Genomic DNA, 21586 nt, shown 5'->3' with positions numbered 1-21586 from the left:
CTCGATGCGCGGTTCCTCCCTCTCTGCCCGAACGGAGAGGGTGCTCATGAGCACCACGTCCCTCGCCCTCGAAGCGGCCGCGCACGGCAGCGAGGGGGGCCAGGCGTGACCATCAAGCACATCGCGATGGTCCTCGAGGCCGACGGCCTCGACGGAGCGGAGAAACTGCTCCTGCTCGCCTACTGCAACAGGACCGACGACCACGGGTACTGCTGGCCCGGCCAGCAGCGCCTCGCCGACGACTGCGGCACCTCCGTGGCGACGGTCAAGAGGGTCAAGAAGAGGCTGATCGAGAAGAGGCTGATCGCCTCGATGCGCCGCGTCGATCCGAAGACGGGTGAGCCGATCTCGAACCTGACACGGGTCAACCTCGAACTCCTGGCCGCCATGAAGCGCAGGCGCACCGACTACGACGACAACGTCATCGAGCAGCTCACGTTCGCCGCCGACACCCCCTTACCGACCAAGAGGAGGAAGACGGCGAAGGGCGCCGCACGGGGCGCTGACCGGCTGACGGCTCAAGATGAGCCCGACCCTGTGGATAACCCCGGCACCCCCTCCGACCTGCTGATGGCTCAAGATGAGCCCGACCCTGGGCTCAACTTGAGCCCGACCCCGGTTCAAGATGAGCCCGAGGTCGGGTTCAACTTGAGCCCGACCTCGGGTCAAGTTGAGCCACTAACCCTCAGTGACCCACCAGAGAAACCTCAGGGAACCGTCCGTCCCTCCGTAGGTTCCCGCCCCGCCCCTCGGAAGGAAGGAGGGACGGACGGCAGGAAGCCGCCCGAGGTGGTGATCGCTCCGACCGAGGGCGTGCGGTTCCTGCAGTCGCTCGGCAGCGCCCATCCGAAGCTGATGCTCACCGGCAAGCCACTGCGCGACCAGGGCCGGGTCGTCGAGGAGCTGTTCCGTCTCGGCTGGAAGGACGAGGTCCTGTGGGAGCTGCTGGCCCGCCCGCTCCCCATGCCCCTGCGGAAGGACGTGAGCGCCGTCCTGGCGAAGCGGCTGAGTGACGCCCTGGTCTCTCCGGTGCCCGGCCCTCGCCGAGCGTGGGAGGACGCCCAGGAGGCACCGCCGGCCCCTCGGCGGCACGTCGCCGGTGCGGACCCCGTGATCCGCCGCGCGTACGAGTGCCAGGGGAACCGCGGGATGTGCGGGGTGCCCGTCCCGGCGGAGGGCGACGTGTGCCCCAGGTGCGCGCGGATGTCGGAACCGGTCTGGTGACGGCAGACGGCCTGCGGTGCGGGCGGTGGTCCCGGTCCTCGTCGGAGGCGCCGGTCGGACGTCGTGTCGTGCCGGTGCTCCGGGACGGGACGACCGAGGGCGAGGGGCCGGTCCTTTCCCGGACGGTCCCCTCACGCCGGGGACCGGGAGGCGTGCCCGTCAGTCCCCGGCGCCGAGCCGGACGTCCTCGATGCCTTCGTCCAGGAAGGCGGCCAGGTCCCGGGCTTCGGCGCGGACGGATTCTCGTTCCGGGGCGGTGAGGGGGCGGAGGGGGTCGATGCGGAGCCGGCGGTCGCGCACGGTCCAGGTGGCGGTGACACGTCCGTCGACGAGGACCATGCGGTGGCCTGCCACGGACAGGCCGAGGTGGGGGGCGTCGATGATGCGGCTGCGGTCGTGGTAGCCGAGGACGGCGTTGTCGAAGGCCGGGAGGAACCGGACGGGGGCCGGGGTGTCGGGGTGGGGGCGGGGTGCGTCGGGCAGATCGAACAGTTCGCGGCCGCGTTCGTCGCGGAAGACGACGAGTTCCTCCCGGCAGGCCTTGACGGCTGCGGGAAGACCGGCGAGGCCGCACCAGGCGCGCAGGTCCGCGCCGGCGGCGGGCCCGTAGGCGGCGAGGTAGCGGCGCAGCAGCCGCTGCCCCACGGGATCGCCGTCCCCGGTGGGCAGGGGGTCGATGTCCCGTCCCAGCCAGGTGGCCAACGGCAGGTTGCGCACGCCTGCCCTCTGCTGCCACAGGCCGCGGGGCGGGAGTTGGGCCATGGGGACGAGGGCCGCGACGAGCAGCTCGCCCAGGACGCGGCGTGGCGGGCCGGGCCAGCGGTCTTCGAGTGCCTGTACGAGTTCGCGCATGGTGCGGGGCTGCTGGTCGGCCATCACGGCGCGGCCGGCCGCGGCGACCTCGTCCAGGTCGATGCCGGCCAGTTCGCTCCGGTAGGTGCCCAGTACGCGTTGCCTGAGCATGGTGTCGTGGCGGGCCCGCCAGGCGAGCGCGTCGCCCGCGGTGACGAGGTGGACGGTGCGGCGCATCAGGTGGGTGCGCACCACCGTGCGGCCGGTCAGCGCGTCGTCCAGTAGTTCGGGCTTGAAGTCGGTCAGGCGGGACCACAGGCCGATGAAGGGTTCCTGGGGTTCCTGCGCCTGCAGGCCGCACAGGTGGGCCACCGCCTCGGGCACGGAGGTGTCGGTGCGCGTGAGCAGGTGCTGGCGGGCGAGGGTGGCGCGGTTGAGGGCGCGGTTGTCGAGGATGGTCATGGCGTGCTCAGGCCGCGGCTCGGTCGTGGGCGGGCGTCGATGCCGGTTCGTCCCAGCTTCCGCATCCGCACGGTGCCCCGTCTCCTTCCGTCGCTGTACGTGTTCGGTGCCCGTGCCGTCCGGGCCGCGCGTGTGGCCGCGGTCCGGACGGCGCGGTTCATGTCGGGCCGCCCGGTTCAGCCGTTGTACGGGGCGGTGACGTCCAGGACCCAGGTGACGCCGAAGCGGTCGGTGAGCATGCCGTACAGCGGCGCCCACGGTGCGGGCTCCAGCGGACGCACGACGGCCGAGCCTTCGGCGAGCTTGCCCCACAGGGCGCTGATCTCCTCGGCGTCGTCCCCGCGTACGGAGACGAAGAACGGGTTCTCGCCCTGGTTCCAGGGCAGTTGCGAGGGCACGTCGTAGGCCATGACGTGGAAGCCGTCGTCGCCGGCCACCTCGCCCCACATCACCCAGTCCGCCTCGCTCTCGTTCTGCACGGCGCCCGCGTCCCTGTAGGTGACCGCGACGGTGCGTCCGCCGAAGACGGACCGGTAGAAGTCCAGCGCCTCGCGTGCGGCGCCCCGGAAGTTCAGATGGGTGGTGGTCGTGACGGACACGGCCTGCTCCTCGCCTCGGTGTGACGGATGCGCCGCCGACCCGGTCCTGCCCGGGGGCGGCTGCCGTGACCAGGGGTGATGTCTCCTGGGCGGCTGTACGCCACAGTGGCAGGAGTACCGGACAGGATGTGTCCTCTACTGCGGGGATGATGGATCCCATGCAGAAGACGTCCTCCCGGCTGCTCGCGCTGCTCTCGCTGCTCCAGACCCGCCGCGACTGGTCCGGCGAGGACCTCGCCGGGCGTCTGGACGTCACCGCGCGCACCGTGCGCCGCGACATCGACCGGCTGCGCGACCTCGGTTACCCGATCACCACGGTCAAGGGACCGGCCGGCGGTTACCGGCTGGAGGCCGGCACCCGCATGCCACCCCTCCTGTTCGACGACGGCCAGGCGGTCGCCCTGGCCGTCGCGCTGCAGACCGCGGCCACCGGCACCGCCGTCGCCGAAGACGCCGCCCGGGCCCTGGCCACCCTCCGCCAGGTCATGCCGCCCCACCTGCGCCACCGCATCGACCTGCTGCGCGTCACCGCCGTCCGGCCGCCCGCGGCCGACGGCACCCCCGAGGTGGACCCTCAGGTCCTGATGGAGCTCAGCCGCGTCATCCACGCCCGCCAGGAACTGCGCCTCGACCACGTCCCGGGCCCGAGCACCTCAGCCGACGTCCCCCGCCGCGTACAACCCCACCACCTGGTCACCTGGCGCCATCGCTGGTACCTCGTGGCCTGGGACCTCGACCGCGAGGACTGGCGCACCTTCCGCGTCGACCGCATCCGACCCCGCACACCCGCCGGCCCCCGCTTCACCCCGCGCGAGCTCCCCGGCGGCGACGTCTCCACCTTCATCACCGGCCGGTTCCGCGGCAACGACGGCACCACCACCGACTGGCCCTGCCGGGGCGAAGTCGTCCTCCACCTCCCGGCCGCCGACGTCGCACCCTTCGCCCAGGACGGAGTCGTCGAGGAACTCGGCCCCCGCCGCTGCCGGCTCACCCTCGGCTCCTGGTCCTGGACCGAACTCGCCACCACCCTCGGCCGCTTCGACACCGACCTCGACGTCATCGGCCCACCGCAACTGGCCACGGCGTTCGCGGACCTCGCCGCCCGCTACGCCCGCGCCGCAGGACCGGGGAGCGGTCCGCCGCCGTGAGGACCGACGACGAGCAGCCCCTCGCCCCGGTCCGGCCTCCGGCCGCGACTCCTCAGCAGAGTCTGATCCCGGGGTGGTCCGCGAGGTGGCGTTCCGCGTCCAGGGCCGCCGCGCAGCCCGTGGCGGCGGCCGTGACGGCCTGGCGGTAGGTGTGGTCGACCGCGTCGCCCGCGGCGAAGACGCCGGGGACGCCGGTGCGGGTGGTGGGGGAGGCGACCACGATGTAGCCGGCGTCGTCGAGGTCCAGCCAGCCCTTGAACAGGTCGGTGCGGGGGTCGTGGCCGATGGCCACGAAGAGGCCCGTGACCGGGAGGGGGCGGTCCTCGCCGGTGACGGTGTCGCGCAGGGTCAGGGAGGTGAGGCGGTCCTCGCCGTGGATCTCGGCGACCTCGCTGTTCCAGGCGAAGGAGATCCTCGGGTTGTTGAAGGCACGCTCCTGCATGACCTTGGAGGCGCGCAGGGCGTCGCGCCGGTGGACGACCGTCACGGACCTGGCGAAGCGGGTGAGGAAGGTGGCCTCCTCCATCGCGGTGTCGCCGCCGCCCACGACCGCGACGTCCCGGTCCCTGAAGAAGAAGCCGTCGCAGGTGGCGCAGGAGGAGACGCCGCGGCCGGAGAGCGCGTCCTCGCGGGGCAGGCCCAGCTTGCGGTGCTGCGAGCCGGTGGCGACGATCACGGTGCGGGCGTGGTGCTCGGCGCCGGTGGAGTCGGTGACGGACTTGATGTCACCGGCGAGGTCCACCGCGGTGACGTCGTCGTCGACGATCTCGGCGCCGAACCGCTCGGCCTGTTCGCGCATGCGGTCCATCAGGTCGGGGCCCATGACCCCCTCGGGGAAGCCGGGGAAGTTCTCCACCTCCGTGGTGGTGGTGAGGGCGCCGCCGACGAGGAGGGAGCCGGCGAAGACCAGCGGGGCCAGCTGGGCGCGGGCGGTGTAGAGGGCTGCGGTGTAGCCGGCGGGGCCGGAGCCGATGATGATGACGTCGCGTACGCGGTCGCCGGTGCGGGTCACGGTGGGTCCTTCGGTCGGAGGCGGGCCGTGGCGGGGTGGGTCAGTCGACGGCCTGGGCGAAGCGGAAGAAGCGGTCGGGGTCGTAGGCCCGCTTGACGGTCCGCAGGCGGGCGTAGTTGTCGCCGTAGTAGGCCTGGCGCCAGGTGGTGAGGGCCGGGTCCATGTAGTTCTGGTACGAGCGGTGGTTGGACCGGGGGTCCAGGGTGGTGTAGGCCTCGTCCGCCCAGGCCTGGGCCCGGTCGCGGTCGCCCGCGGCGGGGTCGGCGGTGGGCAGGGTGACGGCGTAGCCGGCGTTGAGCACCGCGTCGCGGTGGACGAACGCGGTGGCGGTGGGGGACACCTCGTTGATGCGGCCGCCGTAGGGGAACAGGCCGAGGAAGCGGAACTGGCCGGGGGTGGGGTCGGCGGTGAAGGCGTCCAGGGCGGCCCGGGCGGTGGCGGAGGTCCAGGGCTGGTCGAAGAACAGGTTGCGCTGGGTGGTGTGGGAGTCGCGGGGGAGCTGGGCCTCGGGGGTGAAGCCGACGCGGTGGCACGCGTCGACGGTCGTGTCGCCGCAGCCGTACACCTGCATCATCGCCTGGGTGTAGGGGAGTTCGCTGCTGGTGCGGCTGGTTCCGGGGTGTCCGACCGCGGTGGTGAGCCGGTCCAGGAGGCGGTCGCAGTCGCTCTTGGCGCCGTGGTAGCCGCCGGTGAGGACGACGTCGGGCTCGGTGCCGGCGGGGGCGTCGGTGGAGTGCAGGAACATCAGTTCGCAGGAGAGTTCGCGGGGCGCGGACGCCATCCAGTCCTGCCAGGCGAGGATCACCTGGACGGCGTCGGCGTAGCGGAAGTTGAGGTTGAAGAGGGTCAGGACCGGGATCCGCACGGGCCGTACCTCGTAGGCGGTGACGATGCCGAAGTTGCCGCCACCGCCCCCGCGCAGCGCCCAGAACAGGTCGGGGTGGGAGGTGGCGGAGGCGCGTACGGTGCGGCCGTCGGCGAGGACGACGCGGGCGGAGACGAGGCGGTCGGAGCCCATGCCGTACTTGCGGGAGGTGTAGCCCAGGCCGCCGCCCTGGATCCAGCCGCCCATGGCGACGGTGGGACAGGTGCCGCCGGCGACCTGGACGCCGTACGGGGAGAGGGCGTCGACGACGTCGACGCCCTGGCTGCCGGCGCCGAGGTGGACGGTGGAGCCGCCGACGCGCACGGTGTCGAGGCGGGAGACGTCGATGACCAGGCCGGGGCTCGTGGAGTAGCCGGCGGCGCTGTGGCCGCCGCTGCGGACGGCGGTGGCCAGGCCGTTGTCCCGGGCGAAGCGGACGCAGGCGGCGACGTCGGCGTCGGTGGCGCAGTAGGCGACGGCCTGCGGGTGGACGGCGTCGAACTGGGCGAGCTGGAGCTGTCGGGCGGTGTCGTAGCCGGTGTCGTCGGGCAGGACGAGGCGGCCGGTGAGACCGTCCCGCAGGGTGCTCCAGGGCACCGCGGTGCCGGCCGCGAGGACGAGGCCGCCGGTGGTGGCGGTGAGGGCGACCGCCGCGGTGGAGCCGGCCGAGGCCCGTATGAGGGAGCGTCTGCTGAGCACGTGGGTCACTCTCCGTTGTGTCCGGACGGGCGGTGTGCGGTGTGCGGGTGCGCGGTTCAGGTGCAGCATCCCCGAGGGCGGCGGGGGTACGGCGGAATCGGTGCGGAGTCCGTCATCTCCGCGCCGCTTGCGCGGGCTTGGGGCGGGCAGGGCGGTGTCCCTCGGCGGTCCGCGGCCGCGGCGGCCTCCCGGGACCGGACCGCGTACAGGACGCGTGCCGCCGCCCCGGGGTCGAGCACGCCGGGGACCTGGGGGTGCCTCCCACGTCCCTCAAGGGGGTGGGGGAGCGCCCACGACCGTTCGGGGCGTGCGGCCGGGCGGACTCACTCCCGCTCAGCCCACAGCAACGGTGTCCAGGCGGTTGGTGCGGTACATGGCGCGCTGGAAGAGCTCGTCCGCGGTGAGGGTGGCGAAGCGCTGGGGGGCCGGTTCGGTGTCCGGGACGCGCAGGGGGGTGAGGGTGGTCCACGGGGCGGGGTGGCAGAACTGGACGAGGGACAGACGGCCCCCGCCCTGGCCGGGCCGGGCCACGACGCGGTGGACGGCGGCGCGGGCGAAGCCGTTGGTGAGGCGGTCCAGGGCCATGCCGACGTTGACGACGGCGTGGCCGGGCGGCGCGTCCACCGCCAGCCACTCGCCGTCGACCAGGACCTCCAGGCCGGACGCGGTCGCCCGGGGCAGGGCGGTGATCAGGTCGGGGTCCTGGTGCTCCACCGCCCACACGTGGCGTGCGGAGGGCGCCCGGTCCATCGGCGGGTACCAGGTGGCCCGGTTGACGACGGGGCCGTCCTCCAGCATGTCGGTGAAGTAGTCGGGGTGGGCGCCGAGGGCGTCGGCGAGGGTGCGGACGACGTCGTGCTGGAAGCGCACCGTGCGGGTGTGCAGTTCGCGCAGCGCGGAGCCGATGCCGGGCACCAGGTGGTCGGGGAAGTACGGGTCGGGGTAGCGGGCCGGGTAGCGCAGGCGCAGCGGATGCCGTGCGGGCAGCGGCGCCCCCCAGTGGAAGAGTTCCTTCCAGTCCGGTACGGCGTCCTTCCCGGCATGCCCCACCAGGGGCGGGGTGTAGCCGGCCTGGTCGTTGCCGCCCGCCACCCGGCAGGTGCTCTTGGCGTCGGGGGACAGGGCGAAGAAGGCGTGCAGGAAGGCGCACGCCTCGTCCAGCAGGCCTTCGGGAACGGTGTTGCGGACGAGGAAGAACCCGTCGCGCAGCGCGCCGCGCAGGTGTTCCCGGCCGCCGGGCCGTTCCAGGTCGATTTCCTTGAGCATGTTCCGTCCCTTCACGGGCGGCGGGGTCGTCCGTCGGCCACCGGGGATCGGGCGGCGCCGAGTACCGAAAGTAGACGGGCGGATTTCCCTGCGGCGAGCGGACAGAACGGAATCCGGCAACTTCCGGTATCCCCCTCCGCCGGGTTGACAGCGGGCCCGGCCCGCGCCGACGGGCGCTGTGAGCGGGCCACTTGACCCATTCGTCCCGGCTTCCTTGAGGAGTCCGGCGAGCCCGGCGGACGCTGGCGCGGAAGGCAGGACCGGGCCGGGGAGCTGAGCGGAGTGCACATGGTCCTGGTGGAGACGGCGTCCGTCCGCGGATCCGACAGGGTCGCGGAAACGGCGGGCGCGGGAATCGAGGCCGGTCTCGTCACCGGCGGTCCGGACGCCTGCCGGGGAAAGCCGGGATGCGGACGCTCCTTCACGGGCCGCGCGCGTCGTCGAGGTGCCGTCCCCGGCCCGCGGCGGTCCCGCCGGCCGGGCCCGCACCCACCCACGTGCGGCACCACCGCGGCCGGCCTGACGCCCGGGGAGCCACTCGACCTCCTCGACCACAGGCTCGACGACCTGGTCGGCGGACCCCTGTCCTTCCGTACGCCCTCCCGTTCCTCCCCGTCCTCGGATGAAAGGTCCCACCATCATGGGCACCCCCCACGTTCTGCTCCTCGCCGGGATCGGCGGCCACGCCCCTGACGAGGCCCTCGACTCCCTGTCCACGCTGACCGAAGCCGTCAGCGTCGTGTACGTCACCGCCTGGCGCTCCTCCGATCCGGTCCGCGCCGACTGGGAACAACGCGGTCTGCGCGGCGAGTTCCTGGACGTCCCCGACCTGGACGCGGCGGTTCTGGCCGCCGCCGACCTGCACGGCCGGCTGCCCCTGGACGGCGTGGTGACCTACTCCGAACTGCTGCTGCGCCCGCAGGCCGAGATCGCCTCCCGCCTGGGCCTGCCCGGCAACCCGCCCGAGGCGGTGGCCGTCGCCCAGTCCAAGGCCCGGCAGCGGCTGGCCTTCGCCGAGGACGGGGTGCCCTCGCCCGAGTTCGAGATCATCACCAGCGAGCGGGACCTCGCGGCGGCCGCCGCCCGCGTCGGGCTGCCCGGTGTGTTCAAGCCCTCGCTGGGCGCGGGCGGCCAGAGCGTCCGGCTGGTGTCCACGTACGCCGAGCTGATCCACGCCTTCACCGCCGCGCGCGCCGAGAAGACCGCCTTCCTCCAGTCCGACGAGGCGTACCTGCTGGAGCAGCGCATGGCGCTGGAGACGGACGGCGACAGCGGCTACGCGGCCTACTGCAGCGTGGAGTCGCTGCTGGCCGACGGCACCGCCCACCACCTGGCGGTCGCCGACCGGCTGCCCCTGGAGCACGGCTACGCCGAGGAGGGCGTCCTGCTGCCCAGCCGGCTGGACGAGGCCACCCAGGCGGCCGCCGTCGACGTCGCCGACCGGGCGATCCGGGCGATCGGGCTGGTCTCGGGCGCGGTGCACACCGAGATCGCGCTGACCGCCGACGGGCCCCGCGTCATCGAGGTCAACGCGCGCGCCGGCGGCCCGCTGCCCACCATGTTCGAGGTGGCGGCCGGCTACGACTACGCCGCCGAGATCGGCCGCGCCGCGCTCGGTCTGCAGCCGAGCGGGCTGCCGGAGTTCACCCGGGTCGCCCTGCTGCGGTTCCTGCCGATCCCGGTGGGCAACTGGCGGGTGGCCGCGCAGACCCCCGTCGAGGAGGTGCTGCGCGCCTTCCCCGAACTCGTCCACCTCTCCCCCCGCTTCGCCCCCGGCCAGCGGGTCAGCCGGCAGCGCACCCTGCACCTGGTCAGCTTCATGGTGAACGCCCCCGACCGGGACACGGCCCGCGCCGTCACCCGGCAGGTGGAGCGGGCGCTGGACATCCGGCTGGTACCGGGGTTCGACGCGACGACCGGGGCCGACCGCGACTGAACCCGCCGTCGCGCGGGTTCCAGGTGGCGGGGCCGTGCGACGCCCTCGGTCCCGGCACGCACCTGTCCCTGTCGGCGCTGTTCCCCGACGAGGCGGCCGAACCGGCCGACCACCGGATCGGCACCGTGCTCGGCGCCTCGGGGGTCGCGTTCCTGCTGGGGCCGTGCCCCTCGCCCTGGCGGCGGTCGCCTCCTTCGAACAGGCGCTGGGCGCGGCGGCGGCCTGGTCGCCTGCGCGTCCCCGGGCCGCCGGGCCGCGGTGGAGGCGGTCGTGCGGACGGTTGTGCCGGCCGGGGCGAGCGGTCCGTCCGCGCCGGGGGAAGCCTGCGTTCCGGTGGCGGGGGCCGGGGGCCGGGGGCCTGTGAGGGTGCCGGAAACGCCGCGGAGGCGGCAGCGGCGGCTCCTGGGCCGGCCGGCGAGTGGGACCCGTGGGAGTCGGCTCCCCTGCGGGCCCGGGGCGGGGAGGCCCGGAAGAACCGGTGTCCTCTTCCCACAGTCGACGCGGTGCGTACGTCGCCGGTCTTCTCGGCCGCCACGGCGGGGCGACGCCCGCCCTTGCTGCCCTTGGCCTCGGCCACGCGCAGTCCGTCGTAGGTCAGCTCGCGCTGGGGTTCGCCGGCGGCGGCGAGGGTCTGCACCATGAACTTCACGGTGGACAGCAGTTCTCCGGTGCGGGGTGGCAGGCGGTGAGGTCCATCGTGGAGAACGCGCCGTCGTGGATGCGCAGGGCGAGGCGGTCACGGTGGAGGACGTCGAGTACGCCAAGGATGTGCCCGGTGCCGCGCACGAGGCGGAACATCTCGGAGATGTGCACGGTGTCGCCCGGCCGCGCGTACGTCAGCAGCTCGCCGAACTTCGGCCGCTGGAGCGGGGTGAGACCGCCCTGGGGCACTACCGGGGAATCTACGACGCGCACTGACAGTCGACGGCCGCCGGCGGCGCCATCCGCTCGCACGCCGCGTCCGTCAGCTCTCCACGACCCCGCCGGACAGGCCAGGGATCACGTCAGGAACGCGTCGCCTTCCCGCACTCGCCCCCGGCGGACCCGCTTCGTCCGACCGGCGCGCTGCGGTCGTACGGGTCGATCTCCGTGCCGGCCTCGTCCGCCCGGCTGCCCGTGCCGAAGGGCGGGGTGAAGTAACCCGTGGAAGCGTCACAACCGCCGTTGGTCACGTGGTACTTGTACGAGACGATCGAGAAGGTGCCCGGCTCCGTGATCACCTTGTCAGGGTCGTCCCAGCTCAGGACCAGCTCGCGCCGGACGATCGTGCGCACGATCTCGTCGTCGCTCCCCGCGCGGGCGACCGGGTAGACGAAGGTGACGTCGGCGGTCACCTGGAGCGCGCCGCGCTCCCCCTCCCGGTAGGTGAGCCGGCCCCGGGTCTTCACGACGTCGCCGATCAGGCGGGTGTGGGAGGGCTGGAAGCGGCTGAAGAGGAGAAGAGGGTCGTTCTTCCCGCTCGGGGTCCGGAAAGCGGTTCTCAGGAGGTCCTGGACGTCCTTCTGGTGCGGGTTGATCAGTGAGATCGCCTTCTCGGGACGCTCGCCCCGCAGCACCCCGCGGTCCAGGCTGGACGTGACGAGGAAGTCCCGGCTGCGGGCGAGGGCCCGCTCCACCTCGGCCGCGCTCATCCAGCCGACCGCACGGGCCTCGGGCACGGTGATCCCCGCCGCTCCGCTCGCCCAGCTCGCCGCCGGCGAGCCGCGGAACGGCTCGTCCGTGGTGGCACGTCGGGCCGCCTCCGTCGGAGGCGCCTGGGCCGGGCGGGCGGTCTCGGCCGACAGTGGCGCGGAGTCAGGGTCGTCGCCGGTGAACAAGTCCACTGTCCGCCCCGGTGCGAGCGCCACCACCAGCAGCACCAGCGCGGTCAGCAGCCCGGCCACGTACCAGCCGGTGCGCCGCGCGGGCCGCGCGGGCGTGTAGCTGCGCCAGCCCTCCGGGCTGCGGCCGGGCTCCGCGCGCAGCCGCTTCGCCACGTCACGGGCCCGCGCCGACGGCTCCTTGGGCGCGTCGACGGCACCCGCCACCGACTCACGCAGGAACCGCTCCCATTCCTCGTCGGACCTGGACGAACCGTCCGGCCCCGTACCCGCACCCATCCCCTACCCCCTGGCAGTCAGTACACCGCAGCCCACTTTCCCGGGCGCGCCCGCATGATGACACGGGGCGCTGACAGCGGAGCCGGCCGGGCACGCGGTGCAGGCGCCTCCCCGTCCTTCAGGGACTCGGGGGCCGAGCAGGAACGGACCAGGAAACCGGTGTTGCTGTCAGAACTTCTGACAGACCGTGATCGGGCCGTCAGGGTGTGCGGGTGCGCCCGCGCGGGTGCCCGGTACGTCACAGGGCCGTGCCGCCCGACGCGTCGATGCACTGGCCCGTCACCCAGCGGGAGTCGTCCGAGGCGAGGAAGGCCACGATGTCGGCGACGTCCCCGGGCTGCCCCATGCGGCCGAACACGGAGAGGGCGGCGTGGGCGGCCTCCGCCTCGGGCGTCGACCAGCGCCGCTTGTTCAGATCGGTCTTGACGAAGCCCGGGGCCACGGAGTTCACCGTGATCCGCCGGGGCCCCAGCTCCTTGGCGAGCGTGCGGGTCAGGGCGTCGAGCGCGCTCTTGGCCATGGCATAGGCGAGGGAGGTCGGAAAGGCCACCCGGGTGGCGGCCGAGCCGATGTTGACGATCCGGCCGCCCTCCCGCAGCCGTGGCAGACCCTGTTGCACCAGGAACAGAGGCGCCTTGGCGTGGACGGCCATGAGCCGGTCGAAGTCCTCCGGCGTCACGTCGGCCACCCCGCCCCGGATGTTGAAACCCGCGTTGTTGACCAGGATGTCCAGGCCCGGCGCCGCGCCCAGCTCCTCGAGAGCGCGGTCCAGCCGCTCGTACAGCGTCCGCACGTCGCCGGGCACGCCGAGCGGGGCGTGCACGCGGACGGCGCGGCCGCCGCCGCCGGTGATCAGGTCGACGGTCTCCCGGGCCGAGGACTCGTCACTGCCGTAGTGCACGGCGACGAGCGCCCCGTCCGCGGCCAGCCGACGGGCGATGGCCCGGCCGATTCCTCGTCCGGCACCCGTGACCAGCGCCGTTCTTCCCTTCAGCGCGCTCATCGGTCCCCCGTTGTGTGGTGTGCGCGGCGGTCCGAGGACCATTGAACGGGCCTCGTGTCCGGTTTATCGTCCTGGATGGCTCGGTGGCGGCGGCGACCGGCGCAGAGCCGGCACGTCCCCCACCAGCCGCCGCACGCAGTGTCCGTGCGGCTCGACGCCAGGCGGTTCCGATGGCCCTACGGTATCTGCGTCTGATCGCGGTGAACATCGACGGCGTACTGCTGAGCGACACCTTCAGCCCGGTCATCCACCGGTTCGTGGCGCGCCGGGGCCGGACCTGGACCGCCGGGCTGGAGCGGGACCTGCTGTCCCAGCCGCAGCTGCGGGCCGCGGCGGCACTGAACCTTCCGATGCCGGCCGAGGAGGTGGTGGAGGCGTACTTCCGTGAGCGGGCGGAGTATCTGGAGGAGCACCCGGTGCGTGTACTGGACGGCGCCGGCGCGCTGCTGGAGCGGCTGCGCGCCACCGGTGCGCGCCTGGTGTGCTACGGAGGGCTCGGACGCGCCCACTTCGACCGCCACCTCGCTCCCTTCGCCGGGTACTTCGACGAGCCGCGGTACGTCTGCACCGACGCGATGCGTCCCGGGATCCGTGAGATCGCCGAGGACGTCTTCGGGGTCCGCTGCGACCAGGCGCTGTTCATCGACGACGTGGCGCGCGTGGCCGAGGCCGCACGGCGCCTGGGGACGGCGTTCATCGGTCACCCCACCGCCTACGAGCACAGTTTCCAGCGGCAGTTGATGCACGAGGCCGGCGTGCGGCACCTGGTCGGATCCCTCGACGCGATCGACGGGCGGCTGCTGCGGACCGTCGACGCCGAGGCCGCCGAGGGCCGCCTGTGGCCGCGGACTGCCGCGGACGCCGACCAACGGGCCGCGCTGGAGTCCTAGGCCTGTCGCGAAAGTCCAGCATGTCCCGGACAGGACTGCGTCGTTCAGGTGAGGCGCCCTGGTCGATCACGTGGTGCCGGGGGCGATCGGCGGTCGGACGGCGGTTCCCGTCCACAGCTCATCCGATACGCCCCACGGCGGCCGCTCCGTTCTCCGGACCGGCCCCGGGTCCCCCGAGCGAGCTACCTGTTTTGTCCTCTCCAGGGTGACGCGCGCCACCGGTGGTCTCTTGTTGACTCGAACCGTCAACACAGCGGCCGGACAAGGCCGACCAGCCCAGTAGCCAAGGACGGCACCATGACCGCGACACGCAGTTCCACGCAGTACGGCTTCCCCGGAGGCCGCCGAGTCGCCGCAGCTCTGCTGGCTTCCACGCTGGCAGGAACCGCGCTGGTCGCGTGTGGTGCCGACGCCGGGGGTTCGCCACCGGCCGAGGTCTCCGTCGAGAGCGTCGGCGGGACCGCGGGCAGCGCCAAGATCACCTGGGGCGAGTGTCCGGCCCTGGCCGAGGGACGGACCCGTGACCCCCACCTGGCCTGTGGAACGCTGAAGGTGCCGCTCGACTACCGGAACCCGGGCGGCAAGAAGATCGACGTGGCGGTCTCCCGGCTGTCCACCGCACAGCCCGGGAAGCGACGTGGCGTTCTGCTGCTGAACCCCGGCGGGCCGGCCCTGGGCGGTCTCGGCATGCCCGAGACCATGGCGTCCACACTGCCGAAGTCCGTGCTGGACCGCTACGACCTGATCGGTTTCGACCCGCGCGGCGTCGAACACAGCACCCCGCAGAGTTGCGGTCTGCAGGACCCCGGCGTGCCCGGGCTCTTCCCCTATCCTGCCGCGGACGGTTCGATCACCGGGAACGTGGCCCGCGCCGAAGCCGACGCCAAGCAGTGCGCCGACACGGCGGGCAAGAACCTGCGGTACTACAACACCGCCAACACCGCCCGCGACATGGACCGCATCCGCCGGGCGCTCGGTGAGAAGAAGATCTCCTACTGGGGCCAGTCCTACGGCACCTACCTCGGCGCCGTCTACCGCTCCCTCTTCCGGCACCACACCGACCGGATGATCCTGGAGGGCAACGTCGACCCCACCAAGGTATGGGCCGACCAGGTGGCGGGCACCTGGGGCAAGGGCATGGCCGACCGGTTCCCCGATGCCGCCCGCGTCGCCGCGGCGCAGGCCGACACCCTCGAACTGGGCACGAACGTCGCGCAGGTGACCCGCACCTACCTCGCCCTCGCCGACCGGCTCGACCGCACGCCCGCAGCGATTCCCGGCGCCTCGGTGTCACTGGACGGGGCGCTGCTGCGGAACATGACCTACGCCCTGCTTCTGAGCAACGACACCCTTCCCGTGCTCGCCAAGTTCTGGAAGGCCGCCGACAACCTGACCCACGGCGGCACCACGGCCGCCGACACCGCGGTTCTCAAGGAGGTGTTCGCCGGCACACCGGTGTCCCCGGGCATCCCCGCGGACAACCAGGCCACCATGTTCATGGCTCTCACCTGCGGCGACGCCGAATGGCCGCACGACGTGGACGGCTACGCCGCCCGCACCGCCGCCGACCGCGAGAAGTGGCCGCTCACCGCGGGCATGCCCGCCAACATCTGGGCGTGCGCCTACTGGGACAAGCCGGCTGAGGCGACGGTCAAGGTCGTGAAGGGCGGCCCGCGCAACACCCTGATCCTGCAGAACCGCCGGGACAACGCCACCCCGTGGGAAAGCGGCCTCGGGCTGCGCAAGTCCCTCGGCGACGGTTCTGCCTTCGTCGGCGTCGACAACGGCGGGCACCACGTCTACGGCGAAGGCTCCGCCTGCGCCGACGAGGCCGCCGTCGGCTTCCTGGCCACCGGCCACCTGCCGGACAAGGACGTCTACTGCACCGACGTCACCCAGAAGTGACCCGCCGGAACACGGTGCTTCCCTGTCCGGCCCGCTGTCCGGTCGGTGTCGCCTCGACGGTGCCCTCCGGGGCGACTCGCCGACGCCGCACCGGCCAGACGAACATCGCCGCCGCACTCCGCCACCACACCCGCAACGCCATCCGTCCGCTGCTCACCCCCGGCATCACATGATCAACCGAGGCGCATCGCCTGAACGACGCAGCCCCGGTTCCGGTCGGCCGGGGGAAAGAAACCGTCGTGCTGGAATGTTCAAGCCCGGAAACCCCTGCCCGAGGGGGCGATCCGTGAGCGGACGCGGCGGATTCCCGAGAAGGCTCCGGCTTCGTCTACCGCCGCGGTTTTCCCAGGTGGGGTGCGGAGGCGGGGGAGTGAACGGACCGGAAACACTGGTGCGGTGATCCGTCGCGGCTTACGGTACCTCTCAGGCGGTTTCTTATGGGGCCCGGTGCGCTCCTGCGCGCCGCGGTCCACTGACAGGGAGGTCCGGTGGTCCGACAGGAGCGAGCGGTCAGAACCCGCCGTGCGGTGCTGGAGGCGGCCGCGGCCGTCTTCGCGGAGCACGGGTACTCGGCCGCGACGGTTGCGGACATCCTCAAGCTCGCCGGGGTGACCAAGGGTGCGCTCTACTTCCACTTCGACTCCAAGGAAGCTCTCGCCAAGGGGATCCTGGAGATCCAGACCGCCCAGTGGGTGCTCCCGCAGGAGATCAAGCTCCAGGAGGTCGTGGACGTCGCCATGTCGGTGGCCCACCGGCTGAAGCACGATGTCCTCCTGCGCGCGGGCGCGCGGCTCTCCGCGGACCCCGTGGGCCGCAAGCACTACGGCAGCGCGTGGCCGCTGTGGGTCGACAAGCTGACGGACCTCGTGGCCGAGGCCCACCGGCGCGGCGAGACGCTGGCGCACGTGGTGCCGCGCGAGACCGCCGAGATGATGGTCAGCGCGTTCAACGGGGTGCAGCTCTACGCCCAGCTCGAAACCGGTCTGCAGGACGTCGAGCAGCGGGTCTCGGTGCTGCTGGAGCACCTGCTGCCCTCCATCGCCTCACCGGCGGTCCTGATGCGCCTGGACGCGGCCCCGGACCGCGGGGCGCGGCTGATGAGCGAGACGGTTCCGCTGGCCCCCGCGGTCTGACGCGCGCCACCCGGCCGGGCGGGACCGGGGGCCGCCGCCGGGCCGCTCCGGCCGCCGAGGAGAGCGACAGCCGGGGGGGTGTGCGGGGCGGGCGGCGACCGGAGCGACCCGACGCCGGGGCACTGGAAAGGGGTCAGGCGGGCGCCGCGGTCACGAGAGAGGTGAAGACCGTGTGACCGTCCTGGCGGCCGGTCACCGACAGGCGCTCCCTGCCGTCCGCGTCGCGGGGCACGGAGCACACCTCGATCATGCACGGGGCGTCGAGTTCCGCGTAGCGGGCGAACTTGTTGGTCATGCCGACCGGCAGGCACACCCGGCCCAGGAACGCGACCGAGGCCTGGCGGGCGGCCTCCATCAGGACCATGCCCGGTACGTGATCGACGGAGTGGTCGAACAGCACGGGGTGGCGGGTGTCCACCCGCAACCGCCAGCGGTTCGGCGCCGGCACGGGGGACAGGACCACGTCCGTGGGCGAGACGCGCCCGACGTCCTGCGGTGCCGAGGGGCTGGTCAGCGGAAGCGGCGCGGGCACACCGTCACCGGTGCAGGGGGCCCGCAGACGACGGTAGACGGCCGGTGACGTGCAGTTGAAGGTGGCGGAGCCGGTCGCGGCCACCTGTCCGTCACGGCGGATCACCGCCTCCAGATGGAGCCCCGCGATGCTGTCGCCCCGGCGTTTGACGTCCGTGCAGACGATCTCGATCTCGGGAGCGGCCGGCGTCGTGCCGACGAGCAGATGCTCCGGCCGGACGTCGAACGAGAGGTCCCACATCAGGAAGTGGTGACCGAGCGGCACCCCGAACTCGGTGTGGGCCAGCAGGAGTCCGGCCTGCCGGATCGTCTCGGCCACGAGAAGCGGATCGTGGCAGCCCTCGACGGCGGTGAAGAACCCGTGCAGCCGGGGCCACTGGGCGGTCACGACGAAGTGGCTGTCGTCCAGGCGTTCCCAGTCGGTGAGCAACACCTCGGCGATGCCGGCACGGTGGACGAATTCCCTGGGAACGGTGGTGGTCAGGGACGGGTGGAACAATCCGAAGGAACGTCCCCGTCCACCCCTGCCGTCACCCGATTCCTTTTCGTCCGCTGTCGCGCGCTCGATGCGGAACGTGCTGGCAGACATGTCTGGTCCCCCTGAGCTGCGTTGCATGGCGTTGAGCGACAGGTTCTCCGCAGCCAGCAAAGATACATATCATCCGGTTTAATCTCCAGACATTCACCGGCTCGCGGCCCGTGAGGTGGAGCGATTACTTCCGTTTCGGATTGCCTCCCGCACGCGTCTCGAGCGATTCCTCAGCGTTTTTCGAGTTCCCGCCCCGACCATGTCCGGGTACGTATCGGAGGGGAAAACCGGATGGAGAGCGCAGACACCGTGCTCCGCGTGGAACGCGGCCGGGCCGGCGGGGAGGAACTGGCCGCTCTCGCCGCGGTGCTGCTGGTCCTGCGGGCACGCGGCCAGGCAGAGCCCGAACCGCCGCCGAACCTCGGATGGAACTGGTGGGAGCAGGCGCGGCGGTACGCGGCGCCCGGCAGCTGGCGGTGAGCCGACCGCTGCCCGCGGGCCCCCGGCACAGCCACATGGAACCGAACAGGCGGCTACATCGAAAGGGCCCAGACATGGCGATCACCAGTGCCCCCAAGCCGGCCAGCGTCCACGGGCAGGTGGCGGAGCTGCGCGAGATCCGTGCCCGGGCACTGGCCGGCCCGGGCGAGAAGGCGACCCGGGCGCAGCACGCCAAGGGCAAGCTGACCGCGCGGGAGCGTATCGAGCTGCTGCTGGACCCGGGGTCCTTCCGTGAGGTCGAGCAGTTGCGCCGGCACCGGGCCACCGGGTTCGGTCTCGAGGAGAAGAAGCCGTACACGGACGGCGTGATCACCGGCTGGGGCACGGTGGAGGGCCGCACGGTCTTCGTCTACGCCCATGACTTCCGGATCTTCGGCGGCGCGCTGGGCGAGGCCCACGCCACCAAGATCCACAAGATCATGGACATGGCCATCGCGGCCGGCGCGCCGCTGGTGTCGCTGAACGACGGCGCCGGCGCCCGCATCCAGGAGGGCGTGTCGGCCCTGGCCGGGTACGGCGGCATCTTCCAGCGCAACACCAGGGCGTCCGGCGTCATCCCGCAGATCAGCGTGATGCTCGGTCCCTGTGCGGGCGGCGCGGCCTACAGCCCCGCCCTCACCGACTTCGTGTTCATGGTCCGCGACACCTCCCAGATGTTCATCACCGGTCCGGACGTGGTCAAGGCGGTCACCGGCGAGGAGATCACCCAGAACGGCCTGGGCGGCGCGGACGTGCACGCCGAGACCTCCGGGGTGTGCCACTTCGCCTACGACGACGAGGAGACGTGCATCCACGAGGTGCGGTATCTGCTGTCGATGCTCCCGCAGAACAACCGCGAGGCGGCGCCCCGTGTGCGCGGCGACGACCCCGCGGGCCGCCGCGGCGAGGTCCTGCTGGACCTGGTCCCCGCCGACGGCAACCGGCCCTACGACATGGCCAAGGTCATCGAGGAGATCGTCGACGACGGCGAGTACCTGGAGGTCCACGAGCGCTGGGCGCGCAACATCATCTGCGCCCTGGCCCGGATGGACGGCCAGGTCGTCGGCATCGTCGCCAACCAGCCGCAGTCGCTGGCGGGCGTGCTGGACATCGAGGCGTCCGAGAAGGCCGCCCGCTTCGTCCAGATGTGCGACGCCTTCAACATCCCGATCCTCACCTTCCTGGACGTCCCCGGCTTCCTGCCGGGCGTCGACCAGGAGCACGGCGGCATCATCCGCCACGGCGCGAAGCTGCTGTACGCCTACTGCAACGCCACCGTGCCGCGGATCTCGCTGATCCTGCGCAAGGCCTACGGCGGCGCCTACATCGTCATGGACAGCCAGTCCATCGGCGCCGACCTCACCTACGCCTGGCCCACCAACGAGATCGCGGTGATGGGCGCGGAGGGCGCGGCCAACGTCATCTTCCGCCGGCAGATCGCCGAGGCCGAGGACCCCGACGCCATGCGCGCCCGCATGGTCAAGGAGTACAGGTCCGAGCTGATGCACCCCTACTACGCGGCCGAGCGCGGCCTGGTCGACGACGTGATCGACCCCGCCGAGACGCGTGAGGTGCTGATCCGTTCGCTGGCGATGCTGCAGACCAAGCACGCCGACCTGCCCTCCCGCAAGCACGGCAACCCACCGCAGTGACCCCCGACTCCAGTAGGGTTGCGGCAACCGCACGCAGGGTCTGTTATCCCGGTTCGAGTCGTCTCGAACAGCCGCATGATCGTCTGTTTTCAATGGTGGAGATGCCTGGCCGTTCACCGGGACTTGCTGTGCCCCCTGCGTCCCGCTGAGAGAAAAGCGCACGCCAGAGGCTCTTTCGGGAGCCGCGGCGAAACAGTTGCACGGTCCAACAAAACATCTCGGATGGTTTGATATTGACAAACCATCTGGCCTGTTTTGTACTCGTGATTTGCTGAGTGACAGCACACAACTAGGGGGATAAGGCGTGCAGATCGGGTTACTGGGCATATTGAACATCCGGGAGAACGGGGTCTCCATCACTCCAACCGCGCCGAAGCCCCGTCAGGCGCTGGCGCTTCTGGCGCTGCACGCCGATCAAGTGGTGCCGGTCTCCGCGCTGATCGACGAACTGTGGGCCGGTCGGCCCCCGCGCAGCGCGCGCACCACGCTCCAGACGTACGTGCTGCAGCTGCGCGATCTCATCGGCCTCGCGCTGGAGAAGGAGACCGCTGCCGCCGGGCCGGCCGCGGACCGGCCGCGCAGCGCCAAGGACGTCCTGGTCACCTCGCCCGGGGGATACATGCTCGTCTCCGGCGGCGGCGCCAACGACGTGCGGGAGTTCGAACGGCTCGCGGGGATGGGCTACCGCGCGCTCGACGCGGGCGACTTCCAGGGCGCCTCCCGCCTGCTGCGTGAGGCGCTCGCCCTCTGGACCGGGCTGGCCTTCGCCGACGTGCAGACCGGCGCGCTGCTGGAGACGGAGGCCAGGCGGCTGGAGGAGAGCCGGCTGTGCGCCCTCGATCAGCGCATCGAGGCCGACCTGCGGCTCGGCCGCCACCGCGAGCTGCTCGCCGAGCTCACGGTGCTGACCAGCAGGTACCGCACCCACGAGAACCTGCACGCCCAGTTCATGCTGGCACTGCACCGCTCGGGCCGGCGCGGTGAGGCCCTCGACGTGTACCAGCGGCTGCGCAGCACGCTCGTACGAGGGCTCGGCCTGGAGCCGTCGGAACGGCTGCGCCGGCTCCAGCGGTCGATCCTGGTGGCCGCCCAGGAGACCGCGCCGCTGTCGGAGCCGCGGATGGCGGCCGCGGCTGCGCCGGCCCCAGCGGGCGGCAGCGCCCGGTGAGGGCCGTGCGGTCGTAGGGAGCGACCGTCGAAGTGATGTCGAGGGGGCCGCCCGGGGCGGCCCCCTCAGGCGTGACCGGGGCTGCCGGGCCCGGGTGCCGGCTCCGCCCCGGGGCGCCGTACCACGGTGACACCCACCGCGACGCGCGGTCCCGAGGGCGGAAGCCGACCGCCCGGCCCGTTTCCTCGAGTTC

The 21586-nt window shown here is 72.4% G+C and carries 18 protein-coding genes; 9 read left to right on the top strand and 9 right to left on the bottom strand.

Going from position 1 to position 21586, the window contains the following annotated elements; all coding sequences use genetic code 11:
* The first annotated feature begins 105 nt into the window (after positions 1-105).
* A complete protein-coding gene (locus tag ACZ8ZB_RS34655) occupies positions 106-1224 on the top strand; it encodes a helix-turn-helix domain-containing protein (RefSeq protein ID WP_470741765.1) in 1119 nt (372 codons plus the stop codon).
* Between the two features lie 159 nt (positions 1225-1383).
* Here the strand turns inward: ACZ8ZB_RS34655 and ACZ8ZB_RS34650 are convergent, their stop codons facing one another.
* Entirely contained in the window at positions 1384-2478 is a 1095-nt protein-coding gene (locus ACZ8ZB_RS34650) for a winged helix DNA-binding domain-containing protein (protein ID WP_470741764.1), read from the bottom strand.
* Positions 2479-2654: 176 nt separating this feature from the next.
* Positions 2655-3077 (bottom strand): VOC family protein, encoded by a 423-nt coding sequence (locus ACZ8ZB_RS34645; protein ID WP_470741763.1) that lies wholly within the window; start codon positions 3075-3077, stop codon positions 2655-2657.
* Positions 3078-3235: 158 nt separating this feature from the next.
* Between ACZ8ZB_RS34645 and ACZ8ZB_RS34640 the strand changes: the two genes are divergently transcribed.
* A complete protein-coding gene (locus ACZ8ZB_RS34640; protein WP_470741762.1) occupies positions 3236-4225 on the top strand; it encodes a helix-turn-helix transcriptional regulator in 990 nt (329 codons plus the stop codon).
* Between the two features lie 52 nt (positions 4226-4277).
* On the opposite strand, the gene trxB is transcribed toward ACZ8ZB_RS34640, so the two are convergent.
* The 3 genes from trxB to ACZ8ZB_RS34625 form a co-directional block, all read right to left on the bottom strand.
* Positions 4278-5237, bottom strand: a complete 960-nt coding sequence (gene trxB / locus ACZ8ZB_RS34635) for a thioredoxin-disulfide reductase (RefSeq protein WP_470741761.1) — start codon at positions 5235-5237, stop codon at positions 4278-4280.
* A gap of 40 nt (positions 5238-5277) precedes the next feature.
* Entirely contained in the window at positions 5278-6801 is a 1524-nt protein-coding gene (locus tag ACZ8ZB_RS34630; RefSeq protein WP_470741760.1) for an FAD-binding oxidoreductase, read from the bottom strand.
* Between the two features lie 333 nt (positions 6802-7134).
* The gene (locus ACZ8ZB_RS34625) at positions 7135-8067 is read right to left on the bottom strand and encodes an isopenicillin N synthase family dioxygenase (RefSeq protein ID WP_470741759.1); all 933 of its coding nucleotides are present in this window, start codon (positions 8065-8067) and stop codon (positions 7135-7137) included.
* 640 nt (positions 8068-8707) lie between these two features.
* On the opposite strand from ACZ8ZB_RS34625, the gene ACZ8ZB_RS34620 reads away from it, so the two are divergent.
* Positions 8708-10003: an ATP-grasp domain-containing protein gene (locus ACZ8ZB_RS34620; RefSeq protein WP_470741758.1), complete on the top strand. Its 1296-nt coding sequence runs from the start codon at positions 8708-8710 to the stop codon at positions 10001-10003.
* A gap of 645 nt (positions 10004-10648) precedes the next feature.
* Here ACZ8ZB_RS34620 and ACZ8ZB_RS34615 read toward each other — a convergent pair.
* The 3 genes from ACZ8ZB_RS34615 to ACZ8ZB_RS34605 form a co-directional block, all read right to left on the bottom strand.
* Positions 10649-10894: a recombinase family protein gene (locus tag ACZ8ZB_RS34615; protein WP_470741757.1), complete on the bottom strand. Its 246-nt coding sequence runs from the start codon at positions 10892-10894 to the stop codon at positions 10649-10651.
* Positions 10895-11007: 113 nt separating this feature from the next.
* A complete protein-coding gene (locus tag ACZ8ZB_RS34610; protein ID WP_470741756.1) occupies positions 11008-12102 on the bottom strand; it encodes a hypothetical protein in 1095 nt (364 codons plus the stop codon).
* A 238-nt stretch (positions 12103-12340) separates the two neighbouring features.
* Positions 12341-13105 carry an SDR family oxidoreductase gene (locus ACZ8ZB_RS34605; protein ID WP_470741755.1) on the bottom strand — a complete coding sequence of 255 codons (765 nt, stop codon included), beginning with the start codon at positions 13103-13105 and terminating at the stop codon, positions 12341-12343.
* Between the two features lie 170 nt (positions 13106-13275).
* Between ACZ8ZB_RS34605 and ACZ8ZB_RS34600 the strand changes: the two genes are divergently transcribed.
* From ACZ8ZB_RS34600 to ACZ8ZB_RS34590, 3 genes are all read left to right on the top strand, one after another.
* A complete protein-coding gene (locus tag ACZ8ZB_RS34600; protein WP_470741754.1) occupies positions 13276-13995 on the top strand; it encodes an HAD family hydrolase in 720 nt (239 codons plus the stop codon).
* 297 nt (positions 13996-14292) lie between these two features.
* Complete coding sequence (locus ACZ8ZB_RS34595; protein ID WP_470741753.1) at positions 14293-15900, top strand: alpha/beta hydrolase; 1608 nt, start codon at positions 14293-14295, stop codon at positions 15898-15900.
* A gap of 488 nt (positions 15901-16388) precedes the next feature.
* A complete protein-coding gene (locus tag ACZ8ZB_RS34590; RefSeq protein ID WP_470741752.1) occupies positions 16389-17033 on the top strand; it encodes a ScbR family autoregulator-binding transcription factor in 645 nt (214 codons plus the stop codon).
* Between the two features lie 133 nt (positions 17034-17166).
* Here ACZ8ZB_RS34590 and ACZ8ZB_RS34585 read toward each other — a convergent pair whose 3' ends face one another.
* A complete protein-coding gene (locus ACZ8ZB_RS34585; RefSeq protein WP_470741751.1) occupies positions 17167-18153 on the bottom strand; it encodes a ScbA/BarX family gamma-butyrolactone biosynthesis protein in 987 nt (328 codons plus the stop codon).
* Between the two features lie 231 nt (positions 18154-18384).
* Between ACZ8ZB_RS34585 and ACZ8ZB_RS34580 the strand changes: the two genes are divergently transcribed.
* The 3 genes from ACZ8ZB_RS34580 to ACZ8ZB_RS34570 all read left to right on the top strand — a co-directional run bounded on the left by ACZ8ZB_RS34580 (position 18385) and on the right by ACZ8ZB_RS34570 (position 21393).
* A complete protein-coding gene (locus ACZ8ZB_RS34580; protein WP_470741750.1) occupies positions 18385-18573 on the top strand; it encodes an acyl-CoA carboxylase epsilon subunit in 189 nt (62 codons plus the stop codon).
* 119 nt (positions 18574-18692) lie between these two features.
* Entirely contained in the window at positions 18693-20225 is a 1533-nt protein-coding gene (locus ACZ8ZB_RS34575) for an acyl-CoA carboxylase subunit beta (RefSeq protein WP_470741942.1), read from the top strand.
* 304 nt (positions 20226-20529) lie between these two features.
* A complete protein-coding gene (locus ACZ8ZB_RS34570; RefSeq protein WP_470741749.1) occupies positions 20530-21393 on the top strand; it encodes an AfsR/SARP family transcriptional regulator in 864 nt (287 codons plus the stop codon).
* Positions 21394-21586: the final 193 nt, after the last annotated feature.

The organism is Streptomyces sp. 12E (assembly GCF_055633275.1).
Note: the sequence above shows the minus strand (reverse complement) of the source record. Positions and strands in the feature narration are given on the sequence as shown.